The organism is Bacillus vallismortis (assembly GCF_040784915.1).
Classification (GTDB): Bacteria; Bacillota; Bacilli; order Bacillales; family Bacillaceae; genus Bacillus; species Bacillus subtilis_G.
The window spans coordinates 1,852,624-1,868,470 of the sequence record NZ_CP160797.1 but is presented as its reverse complement, the minus strand read 5'-3'; the positions used below and the strand labels follow the sequence as shown (position 1 = coordinate 1,868,470).

Below are 15,847 nucleotides of genomic sequence, written 5' to 3'. Positions count from 1 at the left end.
TCACAACAAACACCTTCCAATTTTAGAAATCAAAGCTTGAAAACCCGGATTGATCAAACAGTTGGGGTTCCTCAGCATGTTCATATGTAATAACCTCATCGGGGCCATTTCTCAGTTCAATAATATAATCAAAGTCATCTAGTGTATACTCTGTGTTTTGAACGAATATGTCAGGATGCTCCACCACTTTTGTTGCAGGCAGCCTCATGATTTCTCTGACCAGCTGGAGATGGCGTTCTGACCCTCTTCGTGTTGATACAATTCCATCAACGATAAAAACATTTTCAGTGCTGTATTCATCGGCAATCAGCTGGCTTCTTATTGTCTGCTTCAGCAAGGTTGATGACACAAACAGCCACCTTTTGCTTGCGCACACGCTGGAGGCCACGATTGATTCCGTTTTTCCGACACGCGGCATACCTCGGATTCCGATTAATTTATGGCCTTCTTTTTTGAACAGTTCGGCCATAAAATCGACTAATAAGCCTAGCTCGTCTCGTTCAAAGCGGAACGTTTTCTTGTCATCGGCATCCCTTTGAATGTAACGGCCGTGACGTACGGCAAGACGGTCGCGAAGCCTCGGTTCTCTCAGCTTCGTTACTTTAATTGTTTCCATCGTTTTTAAGATTGATTCTAATCGTTTAATTTGATCTATATGGCGGCACCTGAGGAGCATTCCCCTTCTGGAAAGATCGACGCCGTTTATCGTTACGATGTTAATAGAAAGCATCCCAAGAAGAGATGAAATATCCCCGAGCAGTCCGGGGCGGTTCACTTGAATTTCATATTCAAAATACCATTCGAGCTTTGCCAAATGATATACCCCCTTCATTGTGGCAAAATTTTACCTTCCTTTATCATAAAGCATTTTTCTCTAATTAGAAAGAAGAATGTTGCTGTGATGAGGAAAACATAAAAAAGAGAGGAAAAATCTCCTCTCTTCCTAGTGAGTGCTGTTATTTTCAACAAGCTTAACCATCATATTGGCAATAGCGTGCTGTTCATCTTTTGATGCTACGCTCCAAAGATCTGCCAGCACTTTTTCCTGCTCGTTTTTAGATTCCACTTCATTAGCCAAGTAACCGCCGATTTCTGTCGCAAGTTCTGTAATGGTATCCTGGCTCATGCCTTTATCTTGCGCATAGTTCAAACGGTCGCCAAGGAAGTTTTTCCAGTTATCCCAGTTTTCTAATACTGACATGCTCGTTTCCTCCATTTCATGTGAAGTTACAAGATTATTGTGTCCTTCGCAAAAGAAACTATACACCGAATATTTTCGGATCAGCAGTGCCAGCCGCCATTCACCGACAGAATTTGGCCGGTGATATATGACGCTTTTTCAGACAGGAGAAAAACTGTTGCATCCGCAATTTCTTGCGGCCGGGCCAGCCGCCCGATCGGGATCTCATCAGCGATCTCTTCTTTTTCAGACGGGGTAAATTGATTCATCATATTTGTATCAACCGCGCCCGGCGCTACAGCGTTTACTCTGATTCCGCTTGGCGCCAGCTCCTTAGCCAGTCCTTTTACAAACGAGTGTTGAGCTCCCTTTGCCATACTGTACAGCACTTCACAAGATGCTCCAGTCTCTCCCCAAATAGAACTGACAGCCACAATCGCTCCTGTTCTATTCCGGATCATGCCTGAAAGAAGGTTTCTCGTCAACATATACGGACTTGCCACATGGAGCTGAACCATTTCCTGGACCGTTGCATTATCTACATCCGTAATCAACCCAAAATGGCTTCTGCCGCTATTTAAAATAATGGCATCAACCGGCTGAACAATTGATCTTGTCAGCTTATCTGCTCCTTCTGGTACGGACAGATCGGCTTGCAAAATCTCAGCATGAATGCCAAACGCCTCTCTTAGTTTTTCAGCAAGCTCCGATGCTGCGTTTTGATTTGTATTGTAATGCAGCAGCAGATTGTATCCCTCTGCCGCAAGCGTTTCGCTTATGCTTTTACCGATGCCGCCGCTTGCTCCGGTGATCAATGCTGTTTTTTTCATCCTCTTTCCTTCTTTCCGCAGAAAAACACCCCTCACAGGAGGGATGTTTTGTTATGATTTGGGAACAACCTTACAGACAGTCAATCTGTCTGCAGAAATTTCCTCTTGTATGACTTGCCGGACATCTTCGAGGGTAATTTGCTCGAGAACCGATACGACGTCAAACAGGCTCATATCCAAGAAAGCATAACGGGTAAATTGATTGGCGATGTATTCAGGTGAATTCAGCGCTTTTAGAAATGTACCGATCTTTTTCTTTCTGGCAAGTTCAATCTTTTCAGCAGTAATCAATTCACCGGCGCGCAGAAGCATGCTTGAAATGTCTTCAGCCAATTGATCAGGTTCCGGCGTATCACCGCCGATCGCGGCAAAACCGAACCCATATTCAGCAGTAAAATCAAAGCTGAACGTTTCGTCAATATACCCTTTTTCATAAAGTGATTCGTACTGGGCAGAGCTTTTGCCGAAAAGAGATTCAAGCAATAAGTTCATTGAAAGTTCATGCTTTAACAGCTCTTTACCTAATTTAAACGGGTTCTTTGATTTTAGCCCGACAAGGCATTTCGGTCCCTGCACGTTCATTTTGATTTCTTTTTCTTTCCGGAACACCGCTTCTTGCTCCTGTACTTCCTCCCGTTTGATTTCCGGCTGATCAGTATACGGCTTTCTCTCCTGATTTTGTCTCACCTGAGAAATGAGCGCTTCAGGATCTACAGGGCCGACAATGAAGAGGAGCATATTACTCGGGTGATAGAACGTTTCATAGCATTCATAAAGAAGGTCTTTGGTAATATGCGAAATGCTTTCCACTGTTCCGGCTATGTCAATTCTGACAGGATGCTCTTTGTACATGTTTTCAATGACCCCGAAGTAAAGCCTCCAATCAGGGTTGTCGTCATACATGTTAATCTCCTGCCCGATAATCCCTTTTTCCTTTTCAACCGTTTTTTCAGTAAAATACGGATCCTGCACAAAATCAATCAGCGTCTCTAAATTGCGTTCAACATTCGATGTGCTTGAGAAAAGATAAGCCGTTCTTGTAAATGACGTAAACGCATTAGCAGAAGCGCCCTGTTTGCTGAAATCTTGAAAAACGTCTCCATCCGCTTTTTCAAACAGCTTGTGCTCAAGAAAATGAGCGATGCCGTCCGGCACGTGAACCATTTCATTTTTACCTAAAGGGACGAATCGGTTATCTATAGAACCATACTTTGTAGTGAAAACCGCATACGTCTTGTTGAAGCCTTTTTTCGGCAAAACGTAAACGTCAAGGCCGTTTGGCATTTTTTCATGGTACAGCGTCTCCTGAAGCTGTTCATATTTGATTGGTTTGATCAAGATGCACCCTCCGTCCCTTTTAAGAAATAAGTCGTATCAAGCTGAATCTTTTCGCCGGCTTTCATGATATCCTCTTTTGTGACCTGATCAATATTGGCGAGAAAGTCTTCTATTGGAACATCGACTTGGGCAGCAGCCTGCTGATATAAAAATTCAGATAGACCGTACGCAGTATCAATGGTTTCCAGCACTTGATTTCGAATGACAGCCTTTGTCTGAGCGATATCCTGCTCACTGTATTCGCCGTTTTTCATTGCCTGAAATTGCTCAGTAATAATAGAAACAGCCTGTTCATAATTTTTCACTTCAATGCCCGACATCACCATTAACAAGCCTTTAAAACTTTCTATACGCGAAGCGGCGTAGTATGCAAGACTGGCTTTTTCCCGAACATTGATGAAAAGCTTGGAGTGAGAGAATCCGCCAAACAGCCCGTTAAACACTTGCAAGGCAGGATAATCCTGATCCGTATAAGTGATACTGGTGCGGTAGCCAATATTCAACTTCCCTTGTTTGACATCTTCATCATCAATTACTTCTTTAGGCTGTGCGTTTTGTTCAGAGTGATTGTTTTTAATCATGCCAAGGGTGCGCTCTTCTGTTTGAAAATACTTGTCAATTGACGCTTGCACTTGGTTACTGTCCACATCGCCAACGACATAAAGATCAAGCTGGTCTTTTTGGATAGCGCTTTGGTATGTTTCATATAATTGATCAGCTGTAATGGCATCGACATCTTCCATTTCCCCATTGACATGGAGCGCGTAAGGCTCATTTTTGCACATTACCTGTATCAGCCTTAAATTCGAGTAGCGCATTTTATCATCATAGACCGCTTGAATTCTCTGCTTGAGCGTACGTTTTTCCTGAGCCACATATTGTGATTGAAAAGCGCCCTCCTCCAGAGCAGGTGAAAAGACGATTTCTGCGAGAAGCTGCAGTCCTTTTTCAAGAAGCGGCGTTTGATTTTTTAAATATTTTTCATTCGGGATTTCAAGCCTGAACGTAATGACGTGCCGCTCTCCTTTTTTCGAAAGATCAGCTGAAACGGACGTGCCGTACAGTTCATCTAAATAAGAACGTAATTCTGCGGTTTTCGGATGGCTTTTTGTTCCGCGAAGGAGCACATGCGGGAGCAGCGCCCTTTTGGTGACTTGCTCCTTTGTCAGCGGCGCAAGCATTTTAAAAATAAGCGAGACGGTTTTGAATTTTTCTGTTTCTACAATGTGCGCGGTTAAACCGCCATGCTTTGTTTTGATTTCATTTACATATGACATATGGAACCTCCTTCGTTCATTTCTTATTAGTATGTATTATGACCCATTTTCAGCATACGCAGAATCACTCTTTCATGTAATTATAGCAACTGTAGGATTTATAAGGAAATAATAACCTCCGCCAGACAAGACGGGGGCTGTATCGATTCATCCTTTTTGATTTGAAAGGCCGCCGCCGAATAGCCGCACCATGACAGGCACAAACAGCGGCAGAACGATAAATGCGCTCAAAGAGAAGCCCTGTCAGAACGACAGCGGGGCTCTTCCGATTATAAATTACAGCATAATGATCCGAGAGAAGAGTGTCAATATTCGCTATTTTCACAGCGAAAAAAAGACGGTTGGCTAGACCGTCCCCAAGTTTTTTTCTTCCTCCTCACTTTTTTTAGTATCCACAGTGAAGATGACTAAGAATAAAGCAACGATGCTGCAAAACGCCGATAAAATGAAAATCAGCCAGTCTGCATTAGACATTAATGCCGCAAACACAGGGGGGCCGAGAGCTACTCCTATAAAGCGCATGCTATTGTAAAAGGAGGAAATGGTTCCGCATTCCTCGCTTTCAATTCCTTCGGTTATCAGTGCATCTAAAGCAGGAAGAGCCATTCCAATTCCAATCCCGCCAAAACTTAAAAAGACAAATAAAAAATAAAAACTGTGATTCCACCACAAAGCTATATACGACAGGCTTAACATAATCATTCCTGTAACAACACAAAACTTCATTCGGCCTTTATCTTTGCCAATCTTTTTGCCAGCTATATAGGAACTGGTTGACAAAAATAAAAGTGGGATTGCCAGTAATCCGCCTTTAGCCACTCCGTCAATGGCATACTTCTTCTCCAGCGTATCTGATAAATAAAATAGTACGCCGAATAACAGAAACATAATGACACACCCGATAATAAAGACCGTATAAAGCCAACGTCCGTCCTGCTTAAAGATTTTCCGCACATTCTTAATAAACTCAGAAACCGCAGGCGCATCCTCATCTTCTTCAGGTTGGGCCACCAGAAACAACACGAGCAAAAAGCTGATCAAACAGAAAAACGGAATAAACCAAAATGGTACAAACCAGTACCATGTAGCCAGTAAGGCGCCAAGTATGGGACTCAGTACCTTCCCTGATGTATTGGCGGTTTCAATATCGCCAAGACCGGCGCTGACCTTTTCATCGTCTCCTTCAAACAAATCGCCGATAAACGGCATGACGATAGGAGCTGCACCTGCTGAACCGATGCCTTGAAGAACCCTCCCCGCCAAAATCATAGCGTAGGGATTTTTCATATAGGTTGAAGCAAAAGCAGCCACCGCCCCTCCCAATCCTGCAATGAGGAGACATGGAAGCAATATTTTTTTCCTCCCGAATCGATCTGACAGATACCCCGCAATCGGTATGCAAATAATTGCCACCACCGAATATACAGTAATGATTAAAGACACTTGAAATGAAGTCACCGACAGCTTTTTTTCCATCATCGGCAGAACGGGAATCAGCATGGAATTTCCAAGTGTCATCACAAGCGGTACGGAAGACAATGCAATAATATGTTTCATTCCATCTTTCTTTCTCAACATTTTCACCCATTCACTTTCTTGTCATCCCTTATATCTTGCGTTAACGGGCGTGAAAGTATGTACAAAGAAACATGAATCAGTGCAAATAAAAAAACAGACACATCACAGGCGTCCGTTTTAGAATCGTTTACGCAAAACATGAAATCTGAATTTATCCGCTCTAAAGTAATTTAAAGAGTAAAGCACCGGTTTATCGTGCTGATCGTAATGGGTTTGTTTTAACAGCAAAAGAGCTGTTTCCGGATCGCATTCAAGCACCGGAGAAATGGTATCATGATAGCCGATCGGCTCAATATCAGTCACGGCATAGCTGATCACGGAGCCTGAATTTTTCTCAAGTAAATCAAACATAGATTCTTGCTGGTGAGAAAAAGAATTCGGCAAAATATCCATCGGAATTTTGTCTATACAATACACAATCGGCTGTCCGTTAGCTGTCCTGACTCGTTCGAGGTAAAAAAGTTCCTGCCCCTCTTCCAAGTGAAATCTCATCATATCATCCTCAGACGGCATAAGCACTTGTGATGATAGAAAAATCGTGCCAGGCGTCATATTTGCCTGTTCAATCATCTTGGTTACACTGTTCAGCTGTTCAATGCCCGAAAGAAATAACGGCTTAGAATGGACAAAAGTGCCTACACCATGCCTTCTGATAATCACATGCTCTTCTTCAAGGATCCGCAAGGCTTCTCTTAGCGTCGCTCTGCTGACACCAAGCTTTTTGGAAAGCTCAAATTCAGAAGGCAGCTTTTCCTTCTCAGTGTAGATTCCATTTTTAATATCCTCTTTAATTCGTTCAATTACTTTTAAATACAAGTGCCGATTATCAGCTTTTGTAGACATGTTTTCCCTCCGTAAACCACTTTCGATAAAAATTATTGAACAATTGGGACAACTATATCATGTTTTGTCGAAAAAATAAATAGAAAGGTTGCAGTTTACATAATGTTATTATCGATAACTAAAGAAAGCTAAACTCCCTTCATTAAGAAGAGAGCTCATCATATTTCTCTTTGGATAATAAAACTTCTCTCGGTTTGCTGCCTTCATATGGCCCGACAACGCCTCGTTCCTCCATTGCGTCAATGAGGCGCGCCGCCCTCGTATAACCGATTCTGAATCTTCTTTGCAGCATTGAAACAGATGCCGTCTGCATGCCGACGATTAATTCAACAGCTTCATCATAAAGTTCATCGGTCACCTCGGAATGCGTTTCCGTAGTCTCCTCAGGAATCATTTCTTCCTGATATTGCGCTTTCTGCTGCGTAATCACATGGTCGACGATCTTCTCCACTTCGTCATCCGACAAAAATGCTCCCTGCACGCGGACAGGTTTGTTAGCCCCGACAGGCAAAAACAGCATATCGCCGCGGCCGAGCAGCTTCTCAGCGCCACCCATGTCAAGAATCGTCCTTGAATCCGTCTGTGAAGAAACGCTGAACGCGATTCGTGACGGAATATTCGCTTTGATCACCCCTGTGATAACGTCAACCGACGGCCTCTGTGTCGCAATGATGAGATGGATGCCGGCAGCCCGCGCCATTTGGGATAATCTCGTAATCGAATCTTCCACATCAGATGAAGCGACCATCATGAGATCGGCAAGCTCGTCCACAATGACAACGATATAGGGCAGCTCCGGCTGTTTCGCTTCTTCTTCATTGTTAGAGCGTTTTATATAATCATTGTATCCTTCAATATTTCTTGTACCCGTATGAGAAAATAATTCGTACCGCCTCTCCATTTCATTGACAACCTTTTTCAAAGCCTGTGACGCTTTTTTCGGATCGGTTACAACCGGAGCAAGCAAATGCGGAATCCCGTTGTAGACATTCAGCTCTACCATTTTAGGATCGATCATCATCATTTTCACTTCATGCGGTTTCGCGCGCATCAATATACTTGTAATAATGCCGTTGACACAAACGCTCTTCCCGCTTCCGGTTGCGCCTGCGACTAAAAGGTGAGGCATCTTGTTTAACTCAGCCAGCACAGCTTCACCTGAAATATTGCGGCCAAGTCCAATTAGCAGTTTCGCATCCGGTCTGTCGTTTAATTTAGACTCCAGCACTTCCTTCAGCGATACCATCGCCACTTCTGCATTCGGAACCTCAATTCCGATTGCTGATTTTCCTGGTATTGGCGCCTCTATCCTGATATCCTTCGCAGCAAGTGCTAGCGCTAAATCATCGCTTAAATTGACAATTTTGCTAACCTTCACTCCGACATCAGGATACACTTCATATTTTGTTACGGCCGGGCCGAGATGAACCTGTGTGACTTTCGCCTTTACGCCAAAGCTTTGGAAGGTGTGTTCGAGCTTTCTCGCATTTTCATAAATATTCTTTTTATCTGCCTGCTGGCCGGTATGCTTCGGATCGGCCAGTAAATCCAGTGACGGCATCTCGTAATCCTTGTTTTCAAGCTCCGTAAAGGTCATAGGGGGAGCAGAAACAGTTTCCTGATCACCTGTCTCAGTCTGGATCTCCTGAAGCGGCTCTGTTACAGGTTCAGCTCGCTCTTCTATGGCTGGAGACTCTTCATTTTCATTCCGATCTGAAAAGCTTGAGATAATCGGCTCTGAATGAATGAGGGGCGATGCCGTTTCGGTTTCCAGGTCCCCCTCTTCATCAGAAGGCTCTTGTTCCAATTGTTGTTTTTTGCGGGCCGGTTTTTGTTTTTTGCTCGGCGCTTTCGTTTTTTTCGAAGACTTCATATTTGTTTTGACGGATTTCATATCATCAATAAATGCAAACCATTGTTCTTTTATAAAGCGGCCAATCGGGCTCATCCACTTTTTCAGCGTTTCTTGAAGAGAGCGCCCTGTGACTAATATCATTCCGATCAAAATCATGACAATCGCCATAATCTGAGAACCGGTTGACGCAAATAAAAAGTGTGAAGCCGCAAACAGCAAAGCTCCAATCATCCCTCCGCCTAAATCAGGTGAAGCGGAGCTTCCATTCATGTCCATCAAAAACAATTCCCATGTGTTGCGCACCACGCTTGCAGACTCAATCGACCCATTATGCGTCAAATTTTTAAACAGCTGCACGTGAGAAAGCAGCAATATGCTTGCGATAATACAGTACAGTCCGGCCTTTCGCCTCGTTAATAGGCTCGGCGTTTTCTTCTTCCAAAACAGCGAGACTCCTAACACCAATAGACCTAACAAGCATAAAATAAACCACTCTCCAGCAAAAAAGCGGAACAAATAGATAAAGGTTTGCCCGACTACCCCAAGCTGCAGAATCGCGATAATTGAAATGGCTATACACAGCAATCCGTTAAGTTCGTATTTTATATTGAGCTGTTTCGCCTGTTTTTTTCTTGATTTTCGTTTTTTCTTTGCCACACTCATCACCTTACTGCGTTAAAAAATGTAAGTTCATACATAATGAAGAAAGCAGCCGTTTACAGGCTGCGTTTTTTCTGTAGGATTCCCCTATTATAGCATATTTTGCACTTAAAAAAGGGTTGGAATCTTATACGTTTAATTTCAGCTTTTGTCCCGGAGAAATGTCCGGGTGCAGAAAATGCATTGGATTTGTGCTCATGATTTGAATGACTTCCGCTTCATTGCCTTTCATCTCGACAAGAAGTGGTACACCTTTATACTCAATCTGCTCATGAACGCTTGTCTCTTGGTTCTGTTCTGCAAACACAATTTCCTGCGGCATCACGGTATACAGAATCATTGAATCATCCGTCCTTCTTCTTCCCTTGCTTCCTCAATGAGCTCATTCAGTTTATTGATCGCCTGTCCAACACCGCCTGCGTGATCGATCAGTCCGTATTCAACTGCATCCTTACCCACTACATTTGTTCCGATGTCGCGTGTTAAATTTCCTTTTGAAAACATCAGTTCTTTAAACTTCTCTTCGGTTACATTGGAATGGCTAGTTACAAATTTAACAACTCTTTCTTGCATTTTATCCAGGTATTCAAACGTTTGCGGCACGCCGATTACCAATCCGGTCAGCCGAACCGGATGAATGGTCATTGTTGCTGTTTCAGCGATATAACTGTAATCACAGGATACCGCAATCGGAACGCCGATAGAATGTCCTCCGCCAAGCACAATGGAAACGGTCGGTTTTGATAAAGATGCGAGCATTTCCGCTATTGCGAGACCCGCTTCAACATCTCCTCCGACCGTATTTAATATAATCAGCAGACCTTCAATTTTGGGATTCTGTTCAATTGCGACAATCTGCGGGATAACATGCTCATATTTTGTTGTTTTGTTTTGCGGAGGAAGCTGAACATGGCCTTCTATTTGGCCGATAATGGTCAGACAATGAATATTTGTATCCTGGGGCAGCTGCGGGAGCGCCGTTTCACCAAGCTGCTGTATTTTATTCATAATGCTGTCTTTCGCATCATTTTTTTCAGGACGCTCTTCTTCTGTGTTTTCCATACGATGATCCATCTCGCTTTCACCCTTTCCGAGTTTCTCTTTGTATTATGAACAAAGTTACTCAATTCAATCCCCGGCTTAAAAGGCAAAAAATAAAGACCGGAGCAGCTCCGGCCTTAGTCAGTCATCACACTTCCATAATAATTGGAATGATCATCGGTTTACGTTTCGTTTTTTCATATAGGAATTGGTTCAAAGCATCCCGCATAGCCTGCTTCAGCGTTGACCATTCAACATTTGATGTTTCAGTCGCTTCTGTCACGATGGAACGGACAAGCTCAGTAGCCTCTACGATAAGGCCTTCAGACTCTCTTACATAAACAAAACCGCGAGTGATAATTTCTGGTCCTGATACAAGATGTTTCTTTTGTTTATCAAGTGTAATGACAACGATTAAAATTCCGTCCTGTGAAAGTAAGCGGCGGTCTCGCAGCACGATATTGCCGATATCGCCGACGCCTAAACCATCAATTAAAATATTGCCATACGGAACTTTATCCCCAACTTTTACGTTTTGGCCGCGAAATTCAACGACGTCTCCTTTTTCAATTAAGAAGATGTCACTGCGCTTCATGCCGATTTCTTCAGCGATTTTCGAATGAGCTTTTTGCATTCTGTATTCGCCGTTTACAGGAATTAAATATTTTGGTTTAAGCAGATTGATCATCAGCTTTAACTCTTCCTGTGAACCGTGGCCAGATACATGGACACGCTTTTGGGCAAAGGTGACTTGCGCGCCGGCTCTCGCGAGAATATCTACTGTTTTAGAATAAATGAGTTCCTGTCCAGGGATTGGGGTGGACGCAATGACAACTGTATCCCCTTCTTCAATGTTCAGCTGTTTGTGAGCTTTGTTTGCCATTCTTGTCAGGGCAGCTAACGGTTCACCTTGGCTGCCGGCTGTAATAATGGCCACTTCGCGTTTTGGATACTTCTTGACATCCTGCACAGAAATAAACAGTTCATCATCAGCTTCGATATATCCGAGCTTTCTTGCCAGCTGCAGGACAGATTGTAGATTTTTTCCGGCAACGGCAATCTTTCTTCCATTTTGAGAAGCTGCATGAATGACTTGCTGAATCCGGTTAATATTGGATGCGAAAACAGCAATAATTACCCGGTTCTCTGAATTATACAGCGCGTCCGAAATTTCTCCGCTGACAGCTGCTTCCGAAGGCGTATAACCCGGACGTTCCGCATTTGTACTGTCTGAAAGCAGGGCAAGCACGCCGCTATTGCCGATCTTGGCGATCTCGCCAATGTCGCACATTTGATTAAGTGCAGGTGTTTGGTCAAATTTGAAGTCTCCCGTGCATACTATAGATCCAAGTGATGTTTTAAAACTCACACCTACAGAATCAGGGATGCTGTGAATCGTTCTAAAGAACGATACTTTTGTTGATTCAAATGTAATGACAGATTTGGAGTGAATTTCTCTTAGATCAGTTTTTCGGTTATGTCCGTATTGTTTTAATTTTTCTCTTAATAGTGCAAGCGTCAGCTTTGTTCCGTACACTGGAACGGACAGCTTGTTTAACAAGTAAAAAACGCCGCCGATATTTTCATCATGCCCGTGTGTTAAAAAGATTGCCTTGACGCGGTCAGCCCGTTCAATCAAATATGATATGTCAGGAATCACTACATCAATACCGAGCATTTCGTTTTCTGGATGCATAAGGCCGGCATCAACGACAAATATGTCTGAGTCAATTTCGATGACATAAAGATTCTTCCCAATTTCTCCGACACCGCCAAGGGCGATAATTCTAACGTTTTCTGTATTTTTCTTTTTCAAAATCTATATCCTCCTAGTCTCATACCCGTCCATCATCACTTGTTCCTATTATAACTGAAAGTAAATTTAGAAAACAAGATAAAGCAGAAGGTTTAAGGAAAACCAATATGTATAAGAAACGGTCAAACTCAGCTGAATGTGAGAATGACCGCGTTTGTTTCACTGTATGAAATTTTTTCTTACAGTTCGCCGATCGTGCTGCTTAAGCTCAGCCGCTCATCTTCGCTAAGCGGAATAAGAGGAAGTCGCACCGATCCGACATCAAGGCCTTTCAGCTGAAGCGCTGTTTTGACAGGAGCCGGGTTAGGCGCTTTAAACAGTTCCTTCATAATCGGCAGCAGTTTCTGATGAATCAGTGCCGCATTAGCTGTTTGCCCATTCGTATAATTTTTGATCATTTGCTGCATATCAGAGCCTGCAATATGGCTCGCCACTGACACAACTCCTCTTCCTCCGACTGAGAGAATAGGAAGGGTCAGGGCGTCATCCCCTGAATAGACAGAGAAGTCTTCGGGCGTTTCCGCAACAATTTTCGTAATCGCTTCGAGGTCTCCGCTCGCTTCTTTAATCGCAACTACATTCGGGATGTCTGCCGCCAAACGAATCGTCGTTTCAGGAGCGAGAGAAGCTACTGTGCGGCCCGGCACATTATACAGCATGACCGGAAGAGACGTTTCTGCCGCAATTGCTTTAAAATGCTGGTACATTCCTTCTTGAGAAGGTTTATTGTAATACGGCGTAACGAGCATGACCGCGTCTACGCCCGCTTCCTCAGCTTTTTTTGTCAGCTTTATGGAATCTTTCGTGTTGTTGCTGCCAGTACCCGCGATAACCGGCACCCGACCGTTCACTTCTTTTACCGTATATTCAAACAGCGCAATTTTTTCTTCAGTTGAAAGGGTTGGCGACTCTCCAGTTGTTCCCGCCACTACTAAAGAATCCGTTCCGTTTTTCAACAAGTAATCAATCAGTGTAGACAGTTTTTGAAAGTCTACGTTCCCTTTATTGTCAAAGGGTGTAATCATCGCTGTAGACACATTTCCGAAATTCATTTTATTCACCTCATCATGATTCAATCACATTTACTTGGAAAGTTCAAACACTTCATGCAAAGCGTTTACAGCAGGAACCAAATCCGCTTCATGGACAAGCACCCATATCGTCGTATGGCTGTCAGCCGACTGAAGGATCGGAATTTCTTTATCGGAAAGAGCCGAAACAATTTTGGACGTGACCCCGGGAACACCCATAATGCCCGCTCCGACCGCCGATACCTTCGCGCAATTTCTCGTTACCATCGGATCATAGCCCATATCCATTAAAATACGCTGAGCTGTTTCTGTTTTATTACCGGCCACGGTATATACGATTTCACTAGGGGTAATGTTGAAGAAATCAACACTGATTCCCGCATTCGCCATCGCCTTAAACACTTCAGTCTGTACGTTATACTGGCCGATTTTCGCAGGCACTTTAAACTGCGTGACATCTTTGACATGGGCAATTCCCGTAATCAGTCTTTCGAAAACATCGCTTCCGACTTTGGAAGAGTGATGCGATGTCACCAATGTGCCTTTATCTTTCGAATAAGTCGAACGGACGCGGATGGGAACCTTTGCCTGCATCGCAATCTCTACAGCCCGCGGATGAATGACCTTCGCCCCTTGATACGCCAGGTTGCAAATTTCAGTATACGTCACGACAGGAAGCGGTTTCGCATTTTCCACCACTCTCGGGTCAGCAGTCATCACACCTTCTACATCGGTGAAAATATCGATGTATTCCGCGTCAATCGCTGCGCCAAGTGCGGCTGCGGACGTATCGCTGCCCCCTCTGCCGATCGTTGTTGTATCACCCTTTTCAGTGGCACCCTGGAACCCTGCGACGACTACAGCGTCATGATTTGCGAGAACACTGAATAAACGCTCCGGTCTCATTTCAAGGATTTTCGCATTGGTATGCTGATCATTCGTTAAAAAGCCAGCCTGAGCCCCTGTCAGGGCAGCTGCTTTTACATCGTTATCAAGCAGCATGCTTGTAAAGACGACAGAAGAAATGGTCTCTCCGCAAGATAAAAGCAAATCCTGCTCTCTCGGGGAAATCGCTGACTGATCGCCGTAAAGCAGCCCCAGCAAAGAATCCGTTGCGTACGGGTCTCCTTTCCGGCCCATCGCTGAAACGACAACGACAACCTTATATCCCTCACTGATTGCTTCTTTCATATGCTCTAAAGCCAGTTTACGGCCTTTATCATCTTTTACAGATGTTCCGCCGAACTTTTGAACAATTATCTTCACTGTTTTCACTCCAAATTATTCGGACGTAACAGAAGAGAGCAGGCTGATAGCACCTTACTCTCTTCTATTCGTCTTTAGGAAATTCTCTCTTTTATACGAGGTTTAGTTTTTTCAGGCTTTCTGCAATCTGAACAGAGTTCCATGCCGCGCCTTTTAACAGGTTATCAGAAACAACCCATAAATGAAAACCGTTTGCTCTGTCCAAATCTTTGCGGATGCGGCCAACAAACACATCGTTTTTACCGACGGCATCAGCAGGCATCGGATAAAGCTGCTGGTTTGGGTCATCCTGAAGTGTCACGCCCGGAGCTTCTTTTAATAGTTTTTTAATATCCTCAACTGTAGCGTCATCACGGTCAACCTCAATGTAGACGGACTCTGAGTGCCCAGTTTGAATTGGCAGTCTCACACATGTAGCCGCTACTTGAAGGTCCGGCATGTGCATGATTTTTTTCGTTTCATTTATCATTTTCATTTCCTCAAACGTATAGCCGTTATCTTGGAATTTATCAATTTGCGGAATCGCGTTGAAGGCGATTTGATAGTGTTTTTTGTCGCCTTTTACAGGCATGATCGCGGGCTCAATTTCTTCTTGATTTAAAATCGCCTGTGTTTGGCTGTAAAGCTCTTTTACAGCTTCATTTCCCGCTCCTGAAACCGCCTGGTAAGTTGATACGATGACTTTGTTTAAGCCGTATGCTTTGCGGATCGGTTCAAGAGCCGCAACCATTTGGATTGTAGAGCAGTTCGGATTGGCAATAATGCCGTTGTGTTCATGCAAGTCTGCCTCATTCACTTCAGGCACAACAAGCGGTGTATTTTCGTCCATGCGGAACGCACTCGTATTATCTATAGCAATAGCGCCGCGTTTTACAGCTTCTGGTGCCAATGCCTGTGATACGCTTCCGCCGGCGCTGAACAAAGCAATATTTACCCCTTCAAAGCTCTCGGGAGAAGCTTCCTGAACAGTCAGCTCTTGGCCTTTAAACGTGACTTTTGTCCCCGCAGAGCGTTTGGAAGATAGCAATGTAAGTGTGTCCATTTCAAAGTTTCTGTCTTCAAGTGTTTTCAGCATTTGTTGTCCTACAGCCCCTGTCGCTCCGACAACTGCTACGTGTAAACCTCTTCCCAT

Annotated in this window: 14 protein-coding genes; all 14 read right to left on the bottom strand. The window is 43.9% G+C overall.

The window, feature by feature from the left end:
* Positions 1-22: 22 nt before the first annotated feature.
* The 14 genes from ABZM97_RS09240 to asd all read right to left on the bottom strand — a co-directional run bounded on the left by ABZM97_RS09240 (position 23) and on the right by asd (position 15,847).
* Positions 23-814, bottom strand: a complete 792-nt coding sequence (locus ABZM97_RS09240) for a YmfK family protein (protein WP_087991654.1) — start codon at positions 812-814, stop codon at positions 23-25.
* 129 nt (positions 815-943) lie between these two features.
* Positions 944-1,201: a DUF3243 domain-containing protein gene (locus ABZM97_RS09235; protein ID WP_087991653.1), complete on the bottom strand. Its 258-nt coding sequence runs from the start codon at positions 1,199-1,201 to the stop codon at positions 944-946.
* Between the two features lie 80 nt (positions 1,202-1,281).
* Entirely contained in the window at positions 1,282-2,010 is a 729-nt protein-coding gene (locus tag ABZM97_RS09230) for an SDR family oxidoreductase (protein WP_087991652.1), read from the bottom strand.
* A gap of 51 nt (positions 2,011-2,061) precedes the next feature.
* Complete coding sequence (locus ABZM97_RS09225) at positions 2,062-3,348, bottom strand: pitrilysin family protein (RefSeq protein WP_202327669.1); 1,287 nt, start codon at positions 3,346-3,348, stop codon at positions 2,062-2,064.
* Positions 3,345-4,625, bottom strand: coding sequence for a pitrilysin family protein (locus ABZM97_RS09220; RefSeq protein ID WP_202327670.1), 1,281 nt, complete (start codon positions 4,623-4,625; stop codon positions 3,345-3,347). The genes ABZM97_RS09225 and ABZM97_RS09220 overlap by 4 nt, the downstream gene beginning before the upstream one ends.
* A 345-nt stretch (positions 4,626-4,970) precedes the next feature.
* Complete coding sequence (gene bcbE / locus ABZM97_RS09215; protein WP_087991668.1) at positions 4,971-6,182, bottom strand: bacillibactin exporter BcbE; 1,212 nt, start codon at positions 6,180-6,182, stop codon at positions 4,971-4,973.
* Positions 6,183-6,320: 138 nt separating this feature from the next.
* On the bottom strand, positions 6,321-7,046 hold the full coding sequence (locus ABZM97_RS09210) for a GntR family transcriptional regulator (RefSeq protein WP_087991649.1): 726 nt from the start codon (positions 7,044-7,046) through the stop codon (positions 6,321-6,323).
* 142 nt (positions 7,047-7,188) lie between these two features.
* Positions 7,189-9,558: a DNA translocase SpoIIIE gene (gene spoIIIE / locus ABZM97_RS09205; RefSeq protein ID WP_367387401.1), complete on the bottom strand. Its 2,370-nt coding sequence runs from the start codon at positions 9,556-9,558 to the stop codon at positions 7,189-7,191.
* A 130-nt stretch (positions 9,559-9,688) separates the two neighbouring features.
* Positions 9,689-9,901, bottom strand: coding sequence for a TepA modulator TepJ (gene tepJ, locus ABZM97_RS09200; RefSeq protein WP_087991647.1), 213 nt, complete (start codon positions 9,899-9,901; stop codon positions 9,689-9,691).
* Positions 9,898-10,635 carry a translocation-enhancing protein TepA gene (gene tepA / locus ABZM97_RS09195; RefSeq protein WP_087991646.1) on the bottom strand — a complete coding sequence of 246 codons (738 nt, stop codon included), beginning with the start codon at positions 10,633-10,635 and terminating at the stop codon, positions 9,898-9,900. Before tepA ends, tepJ begins: the two co-directional genes overlap by 4 nt.
* A 115-nt stretch (positions 10,636-10,750) precedes the next feature.
* The gene (rnjB, locus tag ABZM97_RS09190) at positions 10,751-12,418 is read right to left on the bottom strand and encodes a ribonuclease J2 (protein ID WP_253269099.1); all 1,668 of its coding nucleotides are present in this window, start codon (positions 12,416-12,418) and stop codon (positions 10,751-10,753) included.
* 179 nt (positions 12,419-12,597) lie between these two features.
* Complete coding sequence (dapA, locus tag ABZM97_RS09185; protein WP_087991644.1) at positions 12,598-13,470, bottom strand: 4-hydroxy-tetrahydrodipicolinate synthase; 873 nt, start codon at positions 13,468-13,470, stop codon at positions 12,598-12,600.
* 30 nt (positions 13,471-13,500) lie between these two features.
* Entirely contained in the window at positions 13,501-14,715 is a 1,215-nt protein-coding gene (gene dapG, locus ABZM97_RS09180) for an aspartate kinase (RefSeq protein ID WP_202327671.1), read from the bottom strand.
* Between the two features lie 91 nt (positions 14,716-14,806).
* Positions 14,807-15,847, bottom strand: coding sequence for an aspartate-semialdehyde dehydrogenase (asd, locus tag ABZM97_RS09175; protein WP_087991642.1), 1,041 nt, complete (start codon positions 15,845-15,847; stop codon positions 14,807-14,809).